At 71.0% G+C, this 22,736-nt stretch carries 12 protein-coding genes; 9 read left to right on the plus strand and 3 right to left on the minus strand.

Annotated elements, in window-relative coordinates; genetic code table 11:
• Positions 1 to 265: 265 nt before the first annotated feature.
• The 9 genes from QF030_RS30185 to QF030_RS30225 all read left to right on the plus strand — a co-directional run bounded on the left by QF030_RS30185 (position 266) and on the right by QF030_RS30225 (position 14,711).
• The gene (locus QF030_RS30185; RefSeq protein WP_307165722.1) at positions 266 to 5,728 is read left to right on the plus strand and encodes a HAMP domain-containing protein; all 5,463 of its coding nucleotides are present in this window, start codon (positions 266 to 268) and stop codon (positions 5,726 to 5,728) included.
• A 256-nt stretch (positions 5,729 to 5,984) separates the two neighbouring features.
• Positions 5,985 to 6,674 carry a response regulator gene (locus QF030_RS30190; RefSeq protein WP_307165723.1) on the plus strand — a complete coding sequence of 230 codons (690 nt, stop codon included), beginning with the start codon at positions 5,985 to 5,987 and terminating at the stop codon, positions 6,672 to 6,674.
• Positions 6,675 to 6,838: 164 nt separating this feature from the next.
• Positions 6,839 to 9,559, plus strand: coding sequence for a DNA translocase FtsK (locus QF030_RS30195; RefSeq protein ID WP_307165724.1), 2,721 nt, complete (start codon positions 6,839 to 6,841; stop codon positions 9,557 to 9,559).
• 256 nt (positions 9,560 to 9,815) lie between these two features.
• Positions 9,816 to 10,655, plus strand: coding sequence for a helix-turn-helix domain-containing protein (locus QF030_RS30200; RefSeq protein ID WP_307165725.1), 840 nt, complete (start codon positions 9,816 to 9,818; stop codon positions 10,653 to 10,655).
• An 89-nt stretch (positions 10,656 to 10,744) separates the two neighbouring features.
• Positions 10,745 to 12,214 (plus strand): 30S ribosomal protein S12 methylthiotransferase RimO, encoded by a 1,470-nt coding sequence (gene rimO, locus QF030_RS30205; RefSeq protein WP_307165726.1) that lies wholly within the window; start codon positions 10,745 to 10,747, stop codon positions 12,212 to 12,214.
• Positions 12,211 to 13,002: a CDP-diacylglycerol--glycerol-3-phosphate 3-phosphatidyltransferase gene (pgsA, locus tag QF030_RS30210; protein WP_307165727.1), complete on the plus strand. Its 792-nt coding sequence runs from the start codon at positions 12,211 to 12,213 to the stop codon at positions 13,000 to 13,002. Before rimO ends, pgsA begins: the two co-directional genes overlap by 4 nt.
• Positions 12,999 to 13,544 (plus strand): CinA family protein, encoded by a 546-nt coding sequence (locus QF030_RS30215; RefSeq protein ID WP_307165728.1) that lies wholly within the window; start codon positions 12,999 to 13,001, stop codon positions 13,542 to 13,544. Before pgsA ends, QF030_RS30215 begins: the two co-directional genes overlap by 4 nt.
• A gap of 109 nt (positions 13,545 to 13,653) precedes the next feature.
• The gene (locus QF030_RS30220; RefSeq protein WP_020125026.1) at positions 13,654 to 14,034 is read left to right on the plus strand and encodes a helix-turn-helix domain-containing protein; all 381 of its coding nucleotides are present in this window, start codon (positions 13,654 to 13,656) and stop codon (positions 14,032 to 14,034) included.
• A gap of 206 nt (positions 14,035 to 14,240) precedes the next feature.
• Positions 14,241 to 14,711 (plus strand): Dps family protein, encoded by a 471-nt coding sequence (locus QF030_RS30225; protein ID WP_307165729.1) that lies wholly within the window; start codon positions 14,241 to 14,243, stop codon positions 14,709 to 14,711.
• Positions 14,712 to 15,916: 1,205 nt separating this feature from the next.
• Here the strand turns inward: QF030_RS30225 and QF030_RS30235 are convergent.
• From QF030_RS30235 to QF030_RS30245, 3 genes are all read right to left on the minus strand, one after another.
• Positions 15,917 to 16,681 (minus strand): SDR family NAD(P)-dependent oxidoreductase, encoded by a 765-nt coding sequence (locus tag QF030_RS30235; RefSeq protein WP_307165730.1) that lies wholly within the window; start codon positions 16,679 to 16,681, stop codon positions 15,917 to 15,919.
• Between the two features lie 145 nt (positions 16,682 to 16,826).
• The gene (locus tag QF030_RS30240) at positions 16,827 to 17,669 is read right to left on the minus strand and encodes an Fpg/Nei family DNA glycosylase (RefSeq protein WP_307165731.1); all 843 of its coding nucleotides are present in this window, start codon (positions 17,667 to 17,669) and stop codon (positions 16,827 to 16,829) included.
• A gap of 44 nt (positions 17,670 to 17,713) precedes the next feature.
• Positions 17,714 to 22,687, minus strand: a complete 4,974-nt coding sequence (locus tag QF030_RS30245) for an ATP-dependent helicase (RefSeq protein ID WP_307165732.1) — start codon at positions 22,685 to 22,687, stop codon at positions 17,714 to 17,716.
• Between the last annotated feature and the right edge of the window lie 49 nt (positions 22,688 to 22,736).

Below are 22,736 nucleotides of genomic sequence, written 5' to 3' on the forward strand. Positions count from 1 at the left end.
CGGATGCCGGTCGCCAGTGTTTCCGCCCGAGGGTGTGCGGACGATGTGCGAAGCTGCCGAACTGTTATGGCCTGGTTCGGCAAGGGTGAAACACTGGGCAGGCTTGTTGTGAAGGTCCGGGCAGACTGGGTGTCTTCTGAGCACAGGGGGCAGCAGCCCCCCGGGTCCGCCTGATTTCATCGGGCGGGATGCCGAGTGGCAACAGGTACGGCGAGCAGTAGCACCCAGGCACAGCGGTATCGGTCGATCCCTGCGGGAGGGACAAGTGGAGTCTGGCGCAGCGACGCGGGGCACTAAGACGCGCGCGAAAGGCGGACAGTCTCTGAGCAGGCCGCGCACACCACGCGGCGGGACGACCGTCGTGGACACGGCAGCCCTGAACCGGCTGCTGGGGGCCCTCGGGTCCATGCGGGACGGCAATTTCCGCAAGCGGCTCACGGTGTCCGGGGACGGCGTGATGTCGGAGATCGCGGCCGTGTTCAACGAGGTCGCGGACCGGAATCTGCACCTCACGGGTGAGCTGTCGCGGGTCCGGCGCATGGTGGGACGTGAGGGAAAGCTCACCGAGAGGCTCGAGACGGGCGCCTCCGAGGGGTCCTGGGCGACGGCCATCGACAACTCGAACGCGCTGGTCGACGACCTCGTACGGCCTGTCTCCGAGGTCGGGCGGGTGCTGTCGGCGGTCGCCGAGGGTGATCTGTCGCCGCGGATGGAGCTCAGGACGCACACGCCGGAGGGGGCCGGTCATCCGCTGCGCGGTGAGTTCCTGAAGGTCGGGCGGACGGTCAACAACCTCGTGGACCAGCTCTCCACGTTCACCGACGAGGTCACGCGGGTGGCCAGTGAGGTGGGGACCGAGGGCAAGCTGGGCGGCCAGGCCCAGGTGCGCGGTATGTCCGGTTCCTGGAAGGACCTCACCGAGTCCGTCAACACGATGGCGTACCGGCTGACGGCGCAGGTGCGGGACATCGCGCTGGTGACGACGGCCGTGGCCAAGGGTGATCTGTCCCGGAAGGTGACGGTTCACGTCGAGGGCGAGATGCTCGAGCTGAAGAACACCGTCAACACGATGGTGGACCAGCTCTCCGCGTTCTCGGTCGAGGTGACCCGGGTCGCCCGCGAGGTGGGTACCGAGGGCATCCTCGGCGGCCAGGCGCAGGTGTCCGGCGTGGACGGGGTGTGGAAGGAGCTCACCGATTCGGTGAACACCATGGCCGGGAACCTGACGGCCCAGGTGCGCGGGATCGCGGAGGTGACGACGGCGGTCGCCAACGGCGATCTGTCGCAGAAGGTGACGGTGTCGGCGCGCGGCGAGGTCGCGCAGCTCGCGGACACGATCAACCAGATGACGGAGACGCTGCGGACCTTCGCCGACGAGGTCACGCGGGTGGCCAACGAGGTGGGGGCCGCGGGGCAGCTGGGCGGTCAGGCGAACGTGCCGGGCGCGGCGGGGACCTGGAAGGACCTGACGGACTCCGTCAACACCGTCTTCCGCAACCTCACCATTCAGGTGCGGGACATCGCGGCCGTGACGACGGCCGTGGCCAGCGGTGATCTGTCGCAGAAGGTCACGGTGGACGTGGCCGGCGAGATGCTGGAGCTGAAGAACACCGTCAACGGGATGGTCGACCAGCTGTCGGCCTTCGGCGCCGAGGTCACGCGCGTGGCGCGCGAGATCGGGGTCGAGGGTGAGCTGGGCGGGCAGGCGCAGGTGTCGGGCGCGGCCGGGACGTGGAAGGACCTGACGGACTCCGTCAACACGGCGTTCCGGAATCTCACCGGACAGGTGAGGAACATCGCGCAGGTCACCACGGCCGTGGCCAACGGTGACCTGTCGCAGAAGGTCACGGTGGACGTCTCGGGCGAGATGGCGCAGCTGAAGAACACCGTGAACACCATGGTGGACCAGCTGTCGTCGTTCGCCGACCAGGTGACCCGGATGGCCCGGGACGTGGGCACCGAGGGCCGGCTGGGCGGGCAGGCCCGGGTGGACGGTGTGTCGGGCACCTGGAAGGAGTTGACGGACTCCGTCAACTCGATGGCCGGGAACCTGACCTCCCAGGTGCGCAACATCGCGCAGGTGACGACGGCCGTGGCCCGTGGCGACCTGTCGCAGAAGATCGACGTGGACGCGCGCGGGGAGATCCTCGAGCTGAAGAACACCATCAACACGATGGTCGACCAGCTCTCCGCCTTCGCCGACCAGGTGACCCGGGTGGCGCGGGACGTGGGTACCGAGGGCCGGCTCGGCGGGCAGGCGCAGGTGCCCGGCGTGGCCGGTGTGTGGCGGGACCTGACGGACTCGGTGAACGGCATGGCCGGCAACCTCACCGCGCAGGTGCGCAACATCGCGCAGGTCGCCACCGCGGTGGCCCGGGGTGACCTCTCGCAGAAGATCACCGTGGACGCGCGCGGGGAGATCCTCGAGCTGAAGAACACCCTGAACACGATGGTCGACCAGCTGTCGTCGTTCGCGCAGGAGGTCACCCGGGTGGCCCGTGAGGTGGGTACGGAGGGGCAGCTCGGCGGCCAGGCCGAGGTGCAGGGTGTCTCCGGCACCTGGAAGGACCTCACGCAGTCCGTGAACTTCATGGCGAACAACCTGACGATCCAGGTGCGTCAGATCGCCGAGGTCACGACCGCGGTCGCCAAGGGCGACCTGTCGAAGAAGATCACCGTCGACGCCAAGGGCGAGATCCTGGAGCTCGTCACCACCGTCAACACGATGGTCGACCAGCTGTCGTCCTTCGCCGAGCAGGTGACCCGGGTGGCCCGCGAGGTGGGCACCGAGGGCATCCTGGGCGGCCAGGCGCACGTGCCGGGCGTCACGGGCATCTGGAAGGACCTCAGCGGCAACGTCAACCTGATGGCCAAGAACCTGACCATGCAGGTGCGCAACATCTCCCAGGTCGCGGCGGCCGTCGCCAACGGCGACCTGACGCGGCAGGTGACGATCGAGGCGCGCGGCGAGGTCCAGCAGCTCGCCGACACCTTCAACACCATGGTGAAGACGCTGAGCTCGTTCGCCGAGCAGGTCACCAAGGTGGCCCGCGAGGTGGGCACGGACGGCATCCTGGGCGGTCAGGCGCATGTGCCGGGTGTGGCGGGCACATGGAAGGACCTCACCGACTCGGTGAACGGCATGGCGTCCAACCTGACCGGTCAGGTGCGCAACATCGCCATGGTCACGACGGCCATCGCCAAGGGTGACCTGACGAAGAAGATCGACATCGACGCGCGCGGGGAGATCCTCGAGCTGAAGACGACCATCAACACGATGGTCGACCAGCTGTCGTCGTTCGCCGAGGAGGTCACCCGGGTCGCCCGTGAGGTGGGCACCGAGGGGCAGCTGGGCGGTCAGGCGCGGGTCCGGGACGTCGACGGCACCTGGCGCGACCTGACCGAGTCGGTGAACGAGATGGCCGGGAACCTGACCCGGCAGGTGCGTGCCATCGCGCGCGTGGCGACCGCGGTGACCCGTGGTGACCTGAACCTGAAGATCGACGTGGACGCGTCCGGGGAGATCCAGGAACTCCAGGACTACATCAACAAGATGATCGCCAACCTGCGCGACACCACGATCGCCAACAAGGAGCAGGACTGGCTCAAGGGCAACCTCGCGCGCGTGTCCGCCCTGATGCAGGGCCGACGCGACCTCCAGGACGTGGCCTCGCTGATCATGAGCGAGCTGCCCCCCCTGGTGGCCGCGCAGCACGGCGCGTTCTTCCTGGCGATGCCGCCTGCGGAAGGCGACGCGGATCTGTACGAGCTGCGGATGCTGGGCTCGTACGGCTATTCGATGGGCTCCATGCCGACGTCGTTCCGGCCGGGCGAGGCACTGGTCGGGACGGCGGCGGAGGAGAAGCGGACGATTCTCGTCGCGAACGCCCCGTCCGGGTATCTGAAGATCTCCTCGGGGCTCGGCGAGGCGCCGCCCGCGCAGGTGATCGTGTTGCCGGTGCTGTTCGAGGGCCAGGTGCTCGGGGTGATCGAGCTGGCGTCGTTCACGCCGTTCACGCAGATCCAGAAGGACTTCCTGAACCAGCTCGCCGAGATGATCGCGACCAGCGTCAACACGATCTCCGTCAACACCAAGACGGAGCAGCTGCTGAAGCAGTCGCAGGAGTTGACCGAGCAACTGCGGGAGCGGTCGGCCGAGTTGGAGCAGCGGCAGAAGGCCCTTCAGGCGTCCAACGCCGAACTGGAGGAGAAGGCCGAGCTGCTGGCCCGGCAGAACCGCGACATCGAGGTGAAGAACACCGAGATCGAGGAGGCGCGGCAAGTCCTGGAGGAGCGCGCCGAGCAGCTCGCGGTGTCGATGCGGTACAAGAGCGAGTTCCTCGCCAACATGTCGCACGAGCTGCGCACGCCGCTCAACTCGCTGCTGATCCTGGCCAAGCTGCTCGCCGACAACGCGGACACCAACCTGACGCCGAAGCAGGTCGAGTTCGCCGAGACGATCCACGGCGCCGGGTCCGACCTGTTGCAGCTGATCAACGACATCCTGGACCTGTCGAAGGTCGAGGCGGGCAAGATGGACGTCTCGCCGACGCGTATCGCGCTCGTCCAGCTGGTCGACTACGTGGAGGCCACCTTCCGTCCGCTGACCGCGGAGAAGGGCCTCGACCTGTCCGTACGGGTGTCGCCGGAGCTGCCGGCCACGCTGCACACCGACGAGCAGCGGCTGCTCCAGGTGCTGCGCAACCTGCTGTCCAACGCGGTGAAGTTCACCGACTCCGGCTCGGTGGAGCTGGTCATCCGGCCGGCCGGGGCGGAGGTGCCGGTGGCGATCCGGGAGCAGTTGCTGGAGGCCGGTTCGCTGACCGACGCGGACGCGCCGCTGATCGCCTTCTCGGTGACCGACACCGGCATCGGGATCGCGGCGAGCAAGATGCGGGTGATCTTCGAGGCGTTCAAGCAGGCGGACGGTACCACCAGCCGTAAGTACGGCGGTACGGGCCTCGGGCTGTCGATCTCGCGGGAGATCGCGCAGCTGCTCGGCGGCGAGATCCACGCGCAGAGCGAGACGGGCCGTGGTTCGACGTTCACGCTCTATCTGCCGCTGCACCCCAGCGAGCTGCCGCCGCAGGGCTACCAGCAGGTCGTGCCCGCTTTGGAGGCCGGTGACCTGGTGGCCTCGGAGAGCGGGGCGCGCGAGATGTCGGAGCTGTCCGACGCGGAGATCCAGATGCCGGCCGAGGTGCGGTCGTACCAGGACGCGCAGAACGGGCCCGCGGCTCTCTTCCGGCGCCGGCGCCGGCTGGTGAGCGGCGGCGAGCAGGTGGGGCGGCCGGAGCAGTGGCCGGCCCGCGCGCAGGAGGCGGGGGCCCACGCGCGCGCGGGCATCCGGTTCGGCGGCGAGAAGGTGCTGATCGTGGACGACGACATCCGCAACGTGTTCGCGCTGACCAGCGTCCTGGAACAGCACGGTCTGTCGGTGCTGTACGCGGAGAACGGCCGGGAGGGCATCGAGGTCCTGGAGCAGCACGACGATGTGGCGGTCGTGCTGATGGACATCATGATGCCGGAGATGGACGGCTACGCGACCACCACGGCCATCCGCAGGATGCCGCAGTTCTCCGGGCTGCCGATCATCGCCCTGACCGCGAAGGCGATGAAGGGCGACCGGGAGAAGGCGATCGAGTCGGGTGCCTCCGACTACGTGACGAAGCCGGTCGACCCCGATCACCTGCTGTCGGTGATGCGGCAGTGGATGCGGGACGAGTGACCTGCGGTGGGACGGGAACCTTCGCGGGGCGCCCGGAGTTGCTGACTCAGGGTGTCCGTTGTCGTGTAGCAGGGTGGATTCCGGGGAACCTTCTGGTCTCCTGCTGCGTTCCTGCTACGTGCACAGTGACATCACGGTGACAGGGTGTGGCGACGGTCGGGGTGCGGCTACCATGACCGGCACAAGGAAGGGCGGCGCAAAGGAGTCGTCCCCAGGGGCGGCGCCCGGTGCACTGCCGGGGCGAGGAGGGCGGGCCATGGTGCAGAAGGCCAAGATCCTCCTGGTCGATGACCGGCCGGAGAATCTGCTGGCGCTGGAGGCGATCCTCTCTGCGCTCGATCAGACGCTGGTGCGGGCATCGTCCGGGGAAGAGGCGCTCAAAGCACTGCTGACGGACGACTTCGCGGTCATTCTGCTGGACGTCCAGATGCCGGGAATGGACGGCTTCGAGACGGCCGCGCACATCAAGCGGCGGGAGCGGACCAGGGACATCCCGATCATCTTCCTCACCGCGATCAACCACGGGCCGCATCACACCTTCCGCGGGTACGCGGCGGGCGCGGTGGACTACATCTCCAAGCCGTTCGACCCGTGGGTGCTGCGCGCGAAGGTCTCGGTGTTCGTCGAGCTGTACATGAAGAACTGCCAGCTGCGCGAGCAGGCGGCGCTGCTGCGGTTGCAGTTGGAGGGTGGCGGCGGCAAGGCCGCCGCGGGCGGTGGCGTCAAGGAGTCGGCGGGGCTGCTCGCCGAGCTCTCCGCGCGGCTCGCGGCCGTCGAGGAGCAGGCCGAGGCCCTGTCCAAGCAGCTGGACGACGAGTCCGCGGACGCGGCCGCGGTGGCCACCGCGGCGCACCTCGAGCGCAAACTCACCGGCCTGCGCCGGGCGCTGGACGCCCTGGAGCCGGGCACCGGCAGCGGCACGGCCGCGGTGTCGTCACCGAACTGAACGGAACTGACGCGTGCGACGTGACGAGTTGCGCATGAGGGCGCGTCAGTTCCGCCTCCACCCAAGGCCGACGTGTCAGTTCCGCGTCCTCGGGAGGGCGACACGAACGGGTGAAGCAGTGGGCACACGTGTCCCCAGTGGTCTCCACCGGTAACCTCACACCCATGGCCTCACGTCCGTCCGCAGCCAAGAAGCAGCCCGCCAGGAAGGCGGCTGCTCCCGCGAAGGCTCCGGCGAAGAGGGCCGCCGCCAAAAAGGCCCCGGCGAAGAAGGCGCCCGCCAGGAAAGCCGCGGCCAGGAAACCCGTGCCCGCGCCGGCTCCCAGCCCCACGGGGGGCGTCTACCGGCTGGTGCGCGCCCTCTGGCTCGGTCTGGCGCACGCCGTCGGCGCCGTGTTCCGCGGCATAGGGAACGGCGCGAAGAACCTCGACCCGGCGCACCGCAAGGACGGCGTCGCGCTGCTGCTGTTCGGTCTCGCGCTGATCGTCGCGGCGGGCACCTGGGCCGACCTGCGCGGCCCGGTCGGCGACCTCGTCGAGATCCTGGTGACCGGCTCCTTCGGGCGGCTCGACCTGCTGGTGCCGATCCTGCTGGCGGTCATCGCCGTGCGCTTCGTCCGGCACCCGGAGAAGCCCGAGGCCAACGGCCGGATCGTGATCGGCCTGTCCGCGCTCGTCATCGGTGTGCTCGGCCAGGTCCACATCGCCTGCGGCGCGCCCGCCCGCAGCGACGGCATGCAGGCGATAAGGGATTCGGGCGGACTCATCGGCTGGGGTGCGGCGACCCCGCTGACGTACACCATGGGCGAGGTTCTCGCCGTGCCGATGCTGGTGCTGCTCACGGTCTTCGGGCTGCTGGTCGTCACGGCGACCCCGGTCAACGCCATTCCGCAGCGGCTGCGGCAGCTCGGGGTGCGGCTGGGTGTGCTGCACGACCCGGCGGCGGACGCGTACGAGGACTTCGACGACGACACGCGCTACGACGAGCAGTGGCGCGAGGCGCTGCCCGGGCGCCCCCGCCGGCGCCCGGCGTCCGATCAGGGGTACGACCCCGAGGACGCCGAGCAGGAGGCGCTCTCCCGGCGGCGTGGCCGTCCCAGGCGCTCCGCGGTGCCGCAGCCGGCCATGGACCGGCGGATGGACGCGGTGGACATCGCCGCGGCCGCCGCGGCCGACCTGGACGGCGCCGTCCTGCACGGCATGCCGCCCTCGCGGATCGTCGCGGACCTCACCCAGGGGGTGAGCGGGGGCGACGGGGAGCCGACCACGCCGACGCCCGTTCCGGCACCGGCCCCCCGGCCCAGGCAGGAGAAGCTCAGGACGGGTGGGGGAGCGGTCCCCGACCTGACCAAGGCCCCCCAGGAGGCGCGCGAGCTCCCGCCGCGCGCGGAGCAGCTCCAGCTGTCCGGTGACATCACCTACTCGCTGCCCTCGCTCGACCTCCTGGAGCGCGGCGGTCCCGGCAAGGCGCGCAGCGCGGCCAACGACGCCGTCGTCGCCTCGCTGACGAACGTCTTCACCGAGTTCAAGGTCGACGCGGCCGTCACGGGCTTCACGCGCGGGCCGACGGTCACCCGTTACGAGGTCGAGCTCGGCCCCGCCGTGAAGGTCGAGCGGATCACGGCGCTGGCGAAGAACATCGCGTACGCCGTCGCCAGCCCCGACGTGCGGATCATCAGCCCGATTCCCGGCAAGTCCGCGGTCGGCATCGAGATCCCGAACACCGACCGGGAGATGGTCAACCTCGGCGACGTGCTACGGCTGGCGGACGCGGCCGAGGACGACCACCCGATGCTGGTGGCGCTCGGCAAGGACGTCGAGGGCGGCTACGTGATGGCCAACATGGCGAAGATGCCGCACGTCCTCGTGGCCGGAGCCACCGGTTCCGGCAAGTCGTCCTGCATCAACTGCCTGATCACGTCGATCATGGTCCGCGCGACCCCCGAGGACGTGCGGCTGGTCCTGATCGACCCCAAGCGCGTCGAACTGACCGCCTACGAGGGCATCCCCCACCTGATCACGCCGATCATCACCAACCCGAAGCGGGCCGCCGAGGCGCTGCAGTGGGTCGTACGGGAGATGGACCTGCGCTATGACGACCTGGCGGCGTACGGCTTCCGGCACATCGACGACTTCAACGAGGCCATAAGGAACGGCAAGGTCAAGCCGCCCGAGGGCAGTGAGCGCGAGCTTCAGCCGTACCCCTACCTGCTGGTGATCGTCGACGAGCTGGCCGACCTGATGATGGTCGCCCCGCGTGACGTCGAGGACTCGATCGTGCGCATCACGCAGCTCGCGCGCGCGGCCGGCATCCACCTGGTGCTCGCCACCCAGCGTCCGTCGGTCGACGTCGTCACCGGACTGATCAAGGCGAACGTGCCCTCGCGGCTCGCCTTCGCCACCTCCTCGCTCGCCGACTCGCGCGTCATCCTCGACCAGCCGGGCGCCGAGAAACTGATCGGCAAGGGTGACGGGCTGTTCCTGCCGATGGGCGCGAACAAGCCGACCCGTATGCAGGGCGCCTTCGTGACCGAGGCCGAGGTCGCGGCCGTCGTACAGCACTGCAAGGACCAGATGGCGCCGGTTTTCCGGGACGACGTCACGGTCGGCACCAAGCAGAAGAAGGAGATCGACGAGGACATCGGCGACGACCTCGACCTGCTGTGCCAGGCGGCCGAGCTGGTCGTCTCCACCCAGTTCGGGTCGACGTCCATGCTCCAGCGCAAGCTGCGCGTCGGCTTCGCCAAGGCCGGCCGGCTGATGGACCTCATGGAGTCGCGGAACATCGTCGGACCCAGCGAGGGTTCCAAGGCACGCGACGTTCTCGTGAAGCCGGACGAGTTGGACGGCGTGCTCGCCGTGATCCGGGGGGATTCCGCGGGGTAGACGTCAGCGAGGGAAGCGGAGGCCGACCGTGACTCACCCGTTAGAGAGCAGTGGGCAACCGTTTCCCTTTGGCGTACGTCCAGTTGAGCGAGAGGACAGGTGCGGCTCCCCGCCGGGGCCGTAAACCGGCCCGTCATCGGTGTGACCGGCCATACCGATGGCGTACAAAGTCGTACCGCCCGGTTGCCCCTCCCTTTGGCACCCCCCCTAGACTGAACCTCCAGCACAGGTGGCTACACGCTCGAAAGGCGCCCCCGTGTCCATCGGCAACTCCCCTGAAGACGAGCGTCCGTTCGAAGACCCGTCCGAGGAAGCCCCCCTCTCCATCGGCCGCGCCCTGAAGCAGGCCCGTATCGCGGCCGGGCTGACCGTCGATGACGTCAGTTCCGCCACCCGGGTCCGCATCGCCATCGTCCACGCCATCGAGTCCGACGACTTCACCCCCTGCGGTGGGGACGTCTACGCCCGTGGGCACATCCGGACCCTGGCCCGGGCCGTCCACCTCGACCCCGCCCCGCTGATCGAGCGGTACGACGACACCCACGGCGGCCGTCCGGCGCCGACGCCGGCCGCGCCCCTCTTCGAGGCGGAACGTATCCGCCCCGAGCGGCGCGGGCCGAACTGGACCGCGGCCATGGTCGCCGCGATCGTCGCGGTGGTCGGCTTCGTCGGCTTCACCGCCTTCACGGGCGGCGACGACGACGGTTCGAAGGATCAGGTCGCCGACGGCGCCACCCCCGCGACCGGCAAGACCGCCGCACCCACGACGAAGACCGACAAGCCCGTCGACGAGAAGCCGGAACCCTCCGACAGCGCCATCGCCGCGGCCCCTCAGGACAAGGTGACCGTCCAGGTCAGCGCCGCGGACGGCCGCAGCTGGGTCGCCGCCAAGGACCACAACGGCCGACTGCTCTTCGACGGTCTGCTCAAGAAGGGCGAGTCCAAGACCTTCCAGGACAGCGAGAAGATCAACCTCGTCCTGGGCGACGCCGGCGCGATCGATCTGTACGTCAACGGCAAGAAGCTCGACGACGACTTCCGGCCCGGCGCCGTGGAGCGGCTGACGTACACGAAGGGCGACCCGCAGGTTGGATGAGCCAGGCGTGCCTTCGGGTGTACGGGGTTGGCGAAGATCGCCAACCCCGTCGACGTTCGGTGTCGGTGGGACAAAGTAGTCTTGAGCCCATGCCTGAACGCCGTACCGTCGCACTCGTCACCCTTGGCTGCGCCCGTAACGAGGTGGACTCGGAGGAGCTCGCAGGCCGTTTGGAGGCGGACGGCTGGCAGCTCGTGGAGGACGCCGAGGACGCGGACGTCGCCGTCGTCAACACCTGCGGTTTCGTCGACGCCGCCAAGAAGGACTCCGTCGATGCCCTGTTGGAGGCCAACGACCTCAAGGGTCATGGCAGAACCCAGGCCGTGGTGGCCGTGGGCTGCATGGCCGAGCGGTACGGCAAGGAGCTCGCCGAAGCCCTGCCCGAGGCCGACGGCGTGCTCGGCTTCGACGACTACTCCGACATCTCCGACCGCCTCCAGACCATCCTGAACGGCGGCATCCACGCCTCCCACACCCCGCGCGACCGGCGCAAGCTGCTGCCGGTCAGCCCGGCGGAACGCCAGGACTCGGCCGCGTCCGTGGCCCTGCCCGGCCATGGGCCGAACGACCTTCCCGAGGGCGTCGCCCCGGCTTCCGGCCCCCGTGCGCCCCTGCGGCGCCGGCTGGACGGCGCCCCGGTCGCCTCGGTCAAGCTCGCCTCCGGCTGTGACCGGCGCTGTTCCTTCTGCGCCATCCCGTCCTTCCGCGGCTCCTTCATCTCGCGCCGGCCGAGCGATGTGCTGAACGAGACGCGGTGGCTGGCCGAGCAGGGCGTCAAGGAGATCATGCTGGTCTCCGAGAACAACACCTCCTACGGCAAGGACCTCGGCGACATCCGGCTGCTGGAGTCGCTGCTGCCCGAGCTGGCGGACGTCGACGGCCTCGAGCGGGTGCGGGTCAGCTACCTCCAGCCGGCCGAGATGCGGCCCGGCCTGATCGACGTGCTGACCTCGACTCCGAAGATCGCGCCCTACTTCGACCTGTCCTTCCAGCACTCGGCGCCCGGCGTGCTGCGCGCGATGCGCCGCTTCGGCGACACCGACCGCTTCCTGGAACTGCTCGACACCATCCGCAGCAAGGCGCCCCAGGCCGGTGTGCGCTCCAACTTCATCGTGGGCTTCCCCGGTGAGTCCGAGGCGGACCTGGCCGAGCTGGAGCGCTTCCTGAACGGCGCGCGCCTCGACGCGATCGGCGTCTTCGGCTACTCCGACGAGGACGGCACCGAGGCCGCGACGTACGACGGCAAGCTCGACGTGGACGTCGTGGCCGAGCGGCTCGCCCGGGTCTCCCGGCTCGCCGAGGAGCTCGTCTCGCAGCGGGCCGAGGAGCGCGTCGGCGAGACCGTGCACGTACTGGTCGAGTCGGTCGACGAGGAAGGCGTGTACGGCCGTGGAGAGCACCAGGCTCCGGAGACGGACGGCCAGGTGCTGCTCACATCGGGCGAAAACCTGAGCGTCGGTCGTATGGTCGAGGCGAAGGTGGTCGGTACCGAAGGCGTCGACCTGGTGGCCGAGCCCCTGCCGGGCTCGTCCGGGTGTAGTGAGGAGGCGGGCAGATGACGGGTGTTCCGGCATCGGCTGCGGGCGGCTCCTCGCAGGCCTCACCGGCTTCGCAGACCTCACCCGGTTCCCAGGCCTCGCAGGCGGCGAGGACCGTGGTGACTCCTGTGGAAGGGTCCGCCGACGCGGCCACGGTCGCCGATCCGGGCGGTGCGGGCCGGCCGCCGCGCGGCGCGAAGCTGGCGGCCGCCGCCGTCAATCAGGCGAGCGTCTGGAACGTCGCCAATCTGCTGACCATGCTTCGGCTGATCCTGGTGCCCGGCTTCGTCGCGCTGATGCTGGCCGACGGCGGCTACGACCCGGCGTGGCGCGCGTTCGCCTGGGCGGCCTTCGCGATCGCCATGATCACCGACCTGTTCGACGGGCACCTGGCGCGGACGTACGACCTCGTCACCGACTTCGGGAAGATCGCCGACCCCATCGCCGACAAGGCGATCATGGGAGCGGCGCTGGTCTGCCTCTCCTCGCTCGGTGACCTGCCGTGGTGGGTGACGATCGTGATCCTCGGCCGGGAACTCGGGATCACGCTGCTGCGTTTCCTGGTCATCCGGTACGGGGTCATCCCGGCGAGCCGGGGCGGCAAGCTGAAGACGCTCATCCAGGGCGTGGCGGTCGGGATGTACGTCCTTCCGCTGACGGGCTGGCTGGCCACCATGAGGTGGTGGGTGATGGCCGCGGCCGTCGTTCTGACCGTGGTGACCGGGCTCGATTACATAAGGCAGGCCGTTGTGCTGCGCAGGCAGGGAATCGCCGAGCGCGAGGCCGCGTTGGAGGAGACGCAAGCGTGAATTCCCCGGCCACGGATGTGGTGCGACTACTCACGGTGAGGGAACAGACGCTCGCCGTGGCCGAGTCGCTGACCGGTGGCCTGGTCGCCGCGGAGATCACCACCGTCCCCGGTGCGTCCAAGGTCTTCCGTGGTTCCGTCACCGCCTACGCCACCGATCTCAAGCACGGTCTGCTCGCGGTGGACGCGGAGCTGCTGGCCGCGCGCGGGGCCGTGGACGCGCAGGTCGCGGCCCAGATGGCCGCCGGAGTGCGGAAGGCGCTGAACGCCGACTGGGGCATCGCGACCACGGGTGTCGCCGGCCCCGATCCGCAGGACGGACAGCCGGTGGGGACGGTTTTCGTGGCGGTGGACGGCCCGTCCGGGGCGGAGTCCGGTTCCGCCGGCGGCGGAAAAGTGGAGGCCCTGCGGTTGAACGGCGACCGGGCGGAAATTCGTAGAGAGAGTGTACGGAGCGTACTCGCACTGCTCCTGACAGAGCTTGCGGGCGAACACACCGGGAACGAGCGGGCACAGGATACGGAACAGAACGGGGGGTTTTGATGTTTGCAGCCCTGAGTGAACACGACATCGCTCCCCGCACGGCCGCAGCGCAAGGCGGTACGGTGGGGCGTGAAGGATGCGGCTACGCGGTCCGAGGAGGGAGCCACCGATGATTCTGCTCCGTCGCCTGCTGGGTGACGTGCTGCGTCGGCAGCGCCAGCGCCAGGGCCGTACTCTGCGCGAAGTCTCCTCGTCCGCCCGAGTCTCACTCGGCTATCTCTCCGAGGTGGAGCGGGGGCAGAAGGAGGCTTCCTCTGAGCTGCTCTCCGCCATCTGCGACGCGCTGGACGTACGGATGTCCGAGCTCATGCGGGAAGTGAGCGACGAGCTCGCTCTCGCCGAGCTGGCTCAGTCTGCTGCCGCCACCCCCAGGGAGCCTGTACCGGCGTCGGTTCGCCCGATGCTGGGTTCCGTGTCGGTGACCGGTGTGCCACCGGAGCGGGTGACCATCAAGGCACCCGCCGAGGCGGTGGACGTGGTCGCCGCGTGACATTCACGCGCGCGGGCGTGTGACGCGTGGGCATGTGACGCGACGCAGGCACGCAGGAACGCAAGTGTGAGGCCCCGGCCGGGGTTTCTCCGGGAAGACCCGGAGAGGTGCGGTCGGGGTTTTTCGCGTCCGTCGTCCGTTTGCCGGTGCGGGGCGCCGAGGGCATCGTGAAGGGGCACGGCGGGGGCCAACCACCGGAGGTACCGATGTTCGTCGTGAAGAGTCCCCTGTCCGACGCCGATCTGAAGACCGTCTCCGAGGCCTTGCAGGGCGCGCTCGTCGACCTGATCGACCTGTCGCTCGTCGCCAAGCAGGTCCACTGGAACGTCGTCGGGCCCCGCTTCCGGTCCGTCCACCTCCAGCTCGACGAGGTCGTGGATGTCGCCCGCGCCCACTCGGACACCGTGGCGGAGCGCGCCTCGGCGCTCGGCGTCTCGCCGGATGGGCGTGCGGCGACGGTGGCGGCGGGCAGCGGGATCGGTGCGGTGCCGGCGGGCTGGGTCAAGGACTCCGACGCGGTGGACGCGCTCGTCGCCGCTCTCGGCGCGGCGATCACCCGTATGCGGGAGCGGGTGGCGGGCACGGGCGACGCGGATCCTGTGAGCCAGGACATCTTCATCGGCATCACCGCCGATCTCGAGAAGCATCACTGGATGTTCCAGGCGGAGACCGTCTGAGGCGGCGGGGGCGCGGGCGGCGGATCGGCTCGGCCGATGCGCCGGTGTGCCGCCCGCGCGCCCTGCCGACGCCGGGGTCGGGCGTCTGGCGTCGGTCTTCTCGCAAGCGCGTGAGGTTACCGGGTGTCGTGGTGAGCGTCGGGCTGGAGGTGACGGCCGTGGTGAGGCGAATAGCGGGGCGAGGCGTCGCGCTGGGGCTCGGCCTCGGGTTGGGCACGGCGTGGTGGTGGGCCGTGGTGAGGCTCGCCGTGGCCCCCGATGCCGGAGTACTGGAGGGAGCGGTTGCCGCCGGGGGGTGGGGGCTGAGCCTCCTGCCCGTGCACTGCGTGGCCAAGGCGCGTGCGGTGGGGGCGGTCGGGGAGGGGCGATGGAGAGTCGCTTGGCGGGGGGTCGAGGGTGGCCGGAGGGCTGGTGGTGGTGGCGCGGGGAGTGACGTCGAGGGTGGCCGGAGGGCCGGTTGAGGTGGTGCGGGGAATGGGGTCGAGGGTGGCCGGAGGGCTGGTTGAGGTGGTGCGGGGAATGGGGTCGAGGGTGGCCGGAGGGCCGGTGAGGTGCTGCGGCGAGTGGTGGCGGGACCGCGGAGGAGGTGTCGGGGTAGGTGTCTTCCGGCGGAGGGGGCGGGGGTCGGGCGTTGTAAGGCGGGGCGAGGAGGGCGGCTGGGCAGCGCCGCCCTCGCGCTCGGTGGCGAGCCGGGGCCGATGACTGGCCGAAGCCTTGTCCGGTGAGCGATGTCCGGTGAGCGACTTTCGCCACCGCTGGACAGAGGTCGTGGACCCGGTGGGGTGCCGGGCGGTACCGGCGGCTGGACGTGTCGGCTGCCGACTGCCGGCTGCCGACCGGAGGCTCGAGAGAGGGCTTGGTGCCCTCGGGTCCACCGGGGGTCTGCATGGGGTGGATCCGTGGGGAGGCCGAGGCCGCTTGTGGAGTACTCCGCGCCGTGCGCGTGATGCCCGGTTCAGGGCGGGATGTTGTGGTGCGGTGCGGCCGGGATACGGCTGGGGGCGAGGGTCGGGTGGGGTGCGGGCGCGACGGGCCTGGGAGGCGGCGTTGGTTCGGGCTGGGGGCGGCTGTGCACGGGCCCAGGGCGGAGTGCGGGCGTAGGGCGGGGTGCGGGCCCAGGGTGGAGTGCGGGCGTGGTGGGGACCCGGAGGGGAGGGGCTGAGTGAGGCCGACCGAAGTGCTCTTCGGGGTCTCCTGGGGCGCGGTTACCAGGGCATCGCCACGCCGCCGTTCGGGCGGAGGATCTGGCCCGTGGTGAACGCCGACGCGTCCGAGGCCAGGTGGAGAACGGCGTGGGCGATGTCCTCGGGTTCGCCGACCCGACCCAGGGGTGACATGCGGGCCATGAGCGCCTCGGTGTGCGCCTGAGCGCCGGCGTCGTGGCGGTCGGTCATGGGGGTGCGGATCCAGCCCGGGGCGACGGCGTTGACGCGGATCCCGTACCGGCCGACCTCCGTCGCCAGAGTCTTCGTCAACTGGACCACGGCCGCCTTGGCGACGCCGTAGCAGAGCAGGCCGGGGCCGCCGGTGTCCACGGCGCCCGAGGCCATGGTGACGATGCTGCCGCCACTGTCGCGGGCCAGCATCAGGCGGGCCGCCTCCTGACAGGCGTACAGCACGCCCTTGAAGTTGACGGCCAGAACCCGGTCGAGGTCCTCGTCCCGGGTCTCCAGGACCGGACTGCTGTGCATGATCCCGGCGACGGCGGCCATGACGTCCAGCCGCTCGCAGGACTCGACGGCCTGCCGCACCTCGGTGCGGTCGGTGACGTCGAGGTGGTGGGTGCGGGCCGTGCCGCCGCGGTCCTTGATCAGGGTCGCCGTTTCGTGCAGGCCGCGCGCGTCGAGGTCCGCGCCGTGCACGGTGGCGCCCGCCTCGGCGAGGAGTACGGCGCAGGCGCGGCCGATTCCGCTTGCGGCGCCGGTGACGAATGCGGTGCGTCCGGTGAGGTCGTACGCCTTGACGGGCATGAAGGGACCGTACGAGGGTTTCTGACGGTCCGTCAATTACCGTTCGTCGATTACGACGGGTCGTTCGTATGTCGCGGGTGGATCGTCGATGCGGGGCCGCAGACGGCCCGTCGACGACTGGGCGGAGAACGGTCGTTGACGGGACTCACCGGACGGTGCGAGGGCGGATGCGGCGCGTCGGCGGGGAACCCGGCGCCGGGGCGGGCCCGGTCTGGCACGCCGGGCACCAGTAGGTCGGGCGCTCGCGGGAGCCGTCGCCCTGATCGGCGACCCGGACCGGTGTTCCGCAGCGCAGACAGGGGCGGGGCGTGCGGCCGTAGACGAACAGGTTCGGGCCGCGACGGCCCGTCGTGTTGCGTACCGGGTGGTCGCGGTTGGCCTCCAGGAGCTTCTTCGCGAGGGCGGGCAGCTTCGCGACGCGATCGGCGGGAAGGGCGCCGACGGGGAGCCACGGGGTGACGCCGAGGAGGAAGCAGAGCTCGCTCTTGTACACGTTGCCGATGCCGGCGAGGTTGCGCTGGTCGAGGAGGGCCTCGCCGAGGGAGCGGGCGGGCTCCGCCAGGAGGTTGGAGAGGGCTGCCTCGGGGTTCCAGTCGGGCCCCAGCAGGTCGGGGCCGAGATGGCCTACGGCTCGTGACTCGTCGCCCGTGCGCAGCAGTTCGAGGACGGGGAGGCGGTAACCGACGGCGGTGCGGTCGTGGGTACCGAGAATGGCCCGGATCTGGTGCGCCGGGCCGCCGGTCCAGCGCTGGTCGTTCGTGAACACCTTCCAGGAGCCGTCCATCCGCAGGTGGGAGTGGAGCGTCAGATCGCCTTCGATGCGGGTGAGGAGATGCTTGCCGCGCGGAGTGACGTCCAGGACGGTGCGTCCGACGAGGTCGGCGGTCGCGTACTTCGGCACCCGGAGATCCGAGCGGGTCAGCACCTTTCCCGCGAGGGCGTCGTGCAGTCGCCTCGCGGCCTGCCAGACCGTGTCACCTTCGGGCATGGGTCAAGGGTGGCATGAGCGTCGTCGGGAACGGGGTGGGGCGGTCATGCGCGCAGTCGCAGGCCGCGGGGGGTCGCGATGAAACCCGCTCCTTCCAGGAGGGTGCCGATGGGGGAGGTCAGGGCCGAGGCGCCGTTGACGCGCTCCACCGTGACCGTGCCGAGGGAGCCCGCGCGCGCGGCCGCCGCGAGGGCCTCCGCGGCGGCGTGCAGGCGCGGGTCGTCGGTGGGGGCGCCCTCGCCGTCGGGGGTGGAGGGCCAGGCCAGCAGGGTCTTGCCGCCGCGCTCCATGTAGAGCGTCAGCTCGCCGTCCACGAGCACCACCAGGGAGCCCGCCTTGCGGCCCGGCTTGTGCCCGGCGCCGCTCGGTGGCTCGGGCCAGCCCAGCGCTGCGCCGTATGCGTTCGCCGGGTCGGCGGCGGCGAGGACGACGGCGCGGGAGACGCTCGATGCCGTGCCGTAGCGGTTGCGGTTCTGGGCGCGTCGGGGGTTGTGGTGGTCCGGGAAGCCCGAGGCGTGCGGCCTGCCCGAGCCGTCCGGGCCGCCTGAGCCGGTGGTGAAGCCGCCGCTCCCTCGGGGGCCGCCGGCGCCGGGAGAGCCGAAGTCACGGGGCGAGACGTACTCGTCGCGGGAGGCGGAGGCAGCCGGGGCGTCGAAGGGGGAGGACGGGGCGTCGAGGCCGGGGACGCCCCAGATGTCGTCGGAGGGGGAGCCGTCGGGGAAATCGAAGCCGTCCGACGGGCTCGTCGTCGGGTTCGGGCCCGGCAGCGGCTCGCCCCGGTCACGGGCGTTGGCCACCGCGCGGAGTCGGTCCACGGCGCCGTCCATCGCGAACTGCGCCGCGCCGAGGCCTTCCACGACATAGCCGCGGCGGGCCTGACCGCTCTCCTCGAAGACGGACAGAATGCGGTACGTCGCCGAGAAGCCGCCTTCGACGCCCTCGGCCGCGACCGCGCCCCGCGTCACCACGCCGTGCCGGTCGAGGAGCGTACGGGCGAGGGCGTGGGCGCGGACCGTGGGGTCGGACTCGTGGGCCGGCAGGAGGGACCAGCGCCCGGCGACGGTCGGGGGGCCGCTGCGGGAAGCGGGTCGGGCCGCCGCCGTCAGCGAGCCGTAGCGACCGCGCGGGACACTGCGCTTGGCGCGGTGGGCCGTGGAACCGGCCGTGCGCCCCGAGCCCAGCAGGGCGCGCAGGGGGCTGAGCGTGTCGTTGGTGAGCCGGCCGGACCAGGCCAGGTCCCACACGGTGTCGGCGAGCTGCGGGTCGGTGGCCTCGGGATGCGTGGTGGCGCGGACCTGATCGGCGATCTGGCGGAAGAACAGGCCGTAACCCCCGGAAAGGGCGTCCAGGACCGACTGGTGCAGCGCCGTCAGCTCCAGGGGGTGGGGCGGTGGCAGGAGCAGGGGCGCCGCGTCCGCCACATACAGGGAGATCCAGCCGTCCTTGCCGGGCAGGGCGCCGGCTCCGGCCCAGACCACCTCTCCGGCCGCGGTGAGTTCGTCGAGCATCGCCGGGGCGTAGTCCCGCACGCGGGAGGGCAGGACGAGCCTCTCCAGGGCCGAGGCGGGCACCGAAGCGCCCTGGAGCTGCTCGACGGCGCGCACCAGGCCGTCGGTGCCGCGCAGGGAGTGGCCCTTGCCGATGTGCTGCCACTGGGGCAGGAACTGGGCCAGCGCGGGCGGCGGGACGGGCTCCAGTTCGTGCCGCAGGGCGGCCAGGGAGCGACGGCGCAGCCTGCGCAGGACCGTCGCGTCGCACCACTCCTGGCCGATGCCGGCCGGGTGGAACTCGCCCTGCACGACGCGCCCGCCGGCCGAGAGCCGCTGGAGGGCGCCCTCGGTCACCGCCGCGCCGAGGCCGAAGCGGGCGGCCGCGCCCGCCGAGGTGAACGGGCCGTGCGTACGCGCGAAACGCGCGAGGAGGTCGCCGAGCGGGTCCTTGACCGGCTCCGTGAAGGCTTCCGGGACACCGACCGGCAGCGCCGTGCCGAGCGCGTCGCGCAGGCGCCCCGCGTCCTCGATCGCTGCCCAGTGGTCGACACCCGCGATCCGGACCCGGATGGCACGGCGGGCGGCGGCAAGCTCCTGCGCCCAGTGCGGTTCGGCGCCGCGCTCGGCCAGCTCGGCGTCGGTGAGCGGACCGAGAAGGCGCAGGAGGTCCGCGATGCCTTCGATGTCCTTCACCCGGCGGTCCTCGGTGAGCCACTGGAGTTCCCGCTCCAGTTCCGTGAGGACCTCGGCGTCGAGCAGTTCGCGCAGTTCTGCCTGGCCGAGCAGCTCGGCCAGCAGACGTGAGTCCAGGGAGAGGGCGGCCGCGCGGCGCTCGGCGAGCGGGGAGTCCCCTTCGTACAGGAACTGGGCGACGTAGCCGAAGAGCAGCGAGCGGGCGAAGGGGGACGGCTCCGCGGTGGTGACCTCGACCAGGCGCACCTTGCGGGCCTCCAGGTCACCCATCAGCTCCACGAGTCCGGGAACGTCGAAGACGTCCTGGAGGCACTCGCGGACCGCTTCCAGGACGATCGGGAACGAGCCGAACTCGCTCGCCACCTGGAGCAGCTGGGCGGCGCGCTGGCGCTGCTGCCAGAGGGGGGTGCGCTTGCCGGGGCTGCGGCGCGGCAGCAGCAGCGCGCGGGCGGCGCACTCGCGGAAGCGGGCCGCGAACAGGGCCGAGCCGCCGACCTGGTCGGTGACGATCTGATCGACCTCGCCCTTGTCGAAGACGACGTCGGCCGCGCCGACCGGCGCCTGCTCGGCGTCGTACTCGATGCCCGCCTTCAGCGGCTCCTGGTCGAGCAGGTCCAGGCTCATGAGATCGGCGTCCGGCAGACGCAGGACGATGCCGTCGTCGGCGTGCATGACCTGGGCGTCCATGCCGTAGCGCTCGGAGAGTTTGGCGCCGAGCGCAAGGGCCCAGGGGGCGTGGACCTGGGCGCCGAAGGGTGAGTGGACGACGACCCGCCAGTCGCCCAGTTCGTCCCGGAAGCGTTCCACGACGATCGTGCGGTCGTCCGGGATGTGTCCGCAGGCCTGGCGCTGCTCGTCCAGGTAGGAGAGCACGTTGTCGGCCGCCCAGGCGTCCAGGCCCGCGGTGAGCAGCCGGAGCCGGGCGTCGTCCTTGGGCAGGGAGGCGACCTCGCGCAGGAACGCGCCCACCGCGCGGCCGAGCTCCAGCGGGCGGCCCAGCTGGTCGCCCTTCCAGAACGGCAGACGGCCCGGGACTCCGGGGGCGGGGGAGACCAGGACGCGGTCGCGTGTGATGTCCTCGATGCGCCAGGAACTGGTGCCGAGCGTGAAGACGTCGCCCACGCGCGACTCGTACACCATCTCCTCGTCGAGCTCGCCGACCCGGCCGCCGCCCTTCTTGGGGTCGGAGCCCGCCAGGAAGACGCCGAACAGGCCCCGGTCGGGGATCGTGCCCCCGGAGGTGACGGCGAGACGCTGGGCGCCGGGACGGCCGGTGATCGTGCCGGCGACGCGGTCCCACACCACGCGCGGACGCAGCTCGGCGAAGGCGTCGGACGGGTAGCGGCCCGCCAGCATGTCCAGGACCGCCGTGAACGCGGACTCCGGGAGGGACGCGAACGGGGCGGCACGGCGGACGGTGGTCAGCAGGTCGTCGACCTGCCAGGTGTCGAGCGCGGTCATGGCCACGAGTTGCTGCGCCAGGACGTCCAACGGGTTGGCGGGGACCTTCAGGGATTCGATCGAGCCCGTGCGCATCCGCTCGGTGACGACCGCCGCCTGGACGAGGTCACCGCGGTACTTCGGGAAGACCACGCCGGTGGACACGGCGCCCACCTGGTGGCCCGCGCGGCCGACGCGCTGGAGGCCCGAGGCCACCGAAGGCGGTGACTCGACCTGGATGACGAGATCCACCGCGCCCATGTCGATGCCGAGCTCCAGGCTGGAGGTCGCCACCACGGCGGGCAGCCGGCCCGCCTTGAGGTCCTCCTCCACGAGTGCGCGCTGTTCCTTCGAGACCGAACCGTGGTGGGCGCGCGCGATGACGGGCGGGGCGCCCTGGGCCGCACCCGAGCCGCCCATCAGCTCAGCGGGCGAGTGGTGCTCGTCCAACGGCTCGCCGGTGGCCCGCTCGTAGGCGATCTCGTTGAGCCGGTTGCACAGGCGTTCGGCGAGCCGGCGGGAATTGGCGAACACGATGGTGGACCGGTGGGCCTGGACGAGGTCGGCGATCCGCTCCTCGACATGCGGCCAGATCGACGGGCGCTCCGCCCCCTCGGAGCCCTCGGCGACCGGGGAGCCGCCCAGCTCGCCCAGGTCCTCCACCGGGACGACGACCGAGAGGTCGAACTCCTTGCCGGACTTCGGCTGGACGATCTCCACCTTGCGGTGCGGGGAGAGGTACCGCGCCACCTCGTCGACCGGCCGGACCGTGGCCGAGAGGCCGATGCGGCGGGCCGGCTTCGGCAGCAGTTCGTCCAGCCGCTCAAGGGAGAGCGCCAGGTGCGCGCCCCGCTTGGTGCCCGCCACCGCGTGCACCTCGTCCAGGATCACCGTCTCGATGCCCGTCAGCGCGTCCCGAGTGGCCGACGTCAGCATCAGGAACAGCGATTCGGGAGTCGTGATCAGGATGTCCGGGGGGCGGGTGGACAGCGCGCGGCGCTCGGCGGGCGGGGTGTCGCCGGAGCGGATGCCGACCTTGACCTCCGGCTCGGGCAGGCCGAGACGGACGGACTCCTGGCGGATGCCGGTCAGGGGGCTGCGCAGATTGCGCTCCACGTCGACCGCGAGGGCCTTGAGGGGGGAGACGTAGAGGACTCGGCAGCGTTTCTTCGGGTCGGCGGGAGGGGGTGTCGAGGCGAGTTGGTCCAGGGCGGCGAGGAAGGCGGCCAGGGTCTTCCCGGAGCCGGTCGGGGCCACCACCAGCACGTCCGAGCCCTCGCCGATGGCCCGCCACGCGCCCGCCTGGGCCGCGGTGGGCGCGGAGAACGCCCCCGTGAACCAGCCGCGGGTCGCGGGGGAGAAGCCGTCGAGGGCTCGGTGTGCGGAGCTGACCATGCGTCCATCCTGCACCCGGCCACTGACAATTGCCCTGACCTGCGCGGAT

The sequence above is a fragment of the Streptomyces rishiriensis genome (assembly GCF_030815485.1).
GTDB classification, from domain to species: Bacteria; Actinomycetota; Actinomycetes; order Streptomycetales; family Streptomycetaceae; genus Streptomyces; species Streptomyces rishiriensis_A.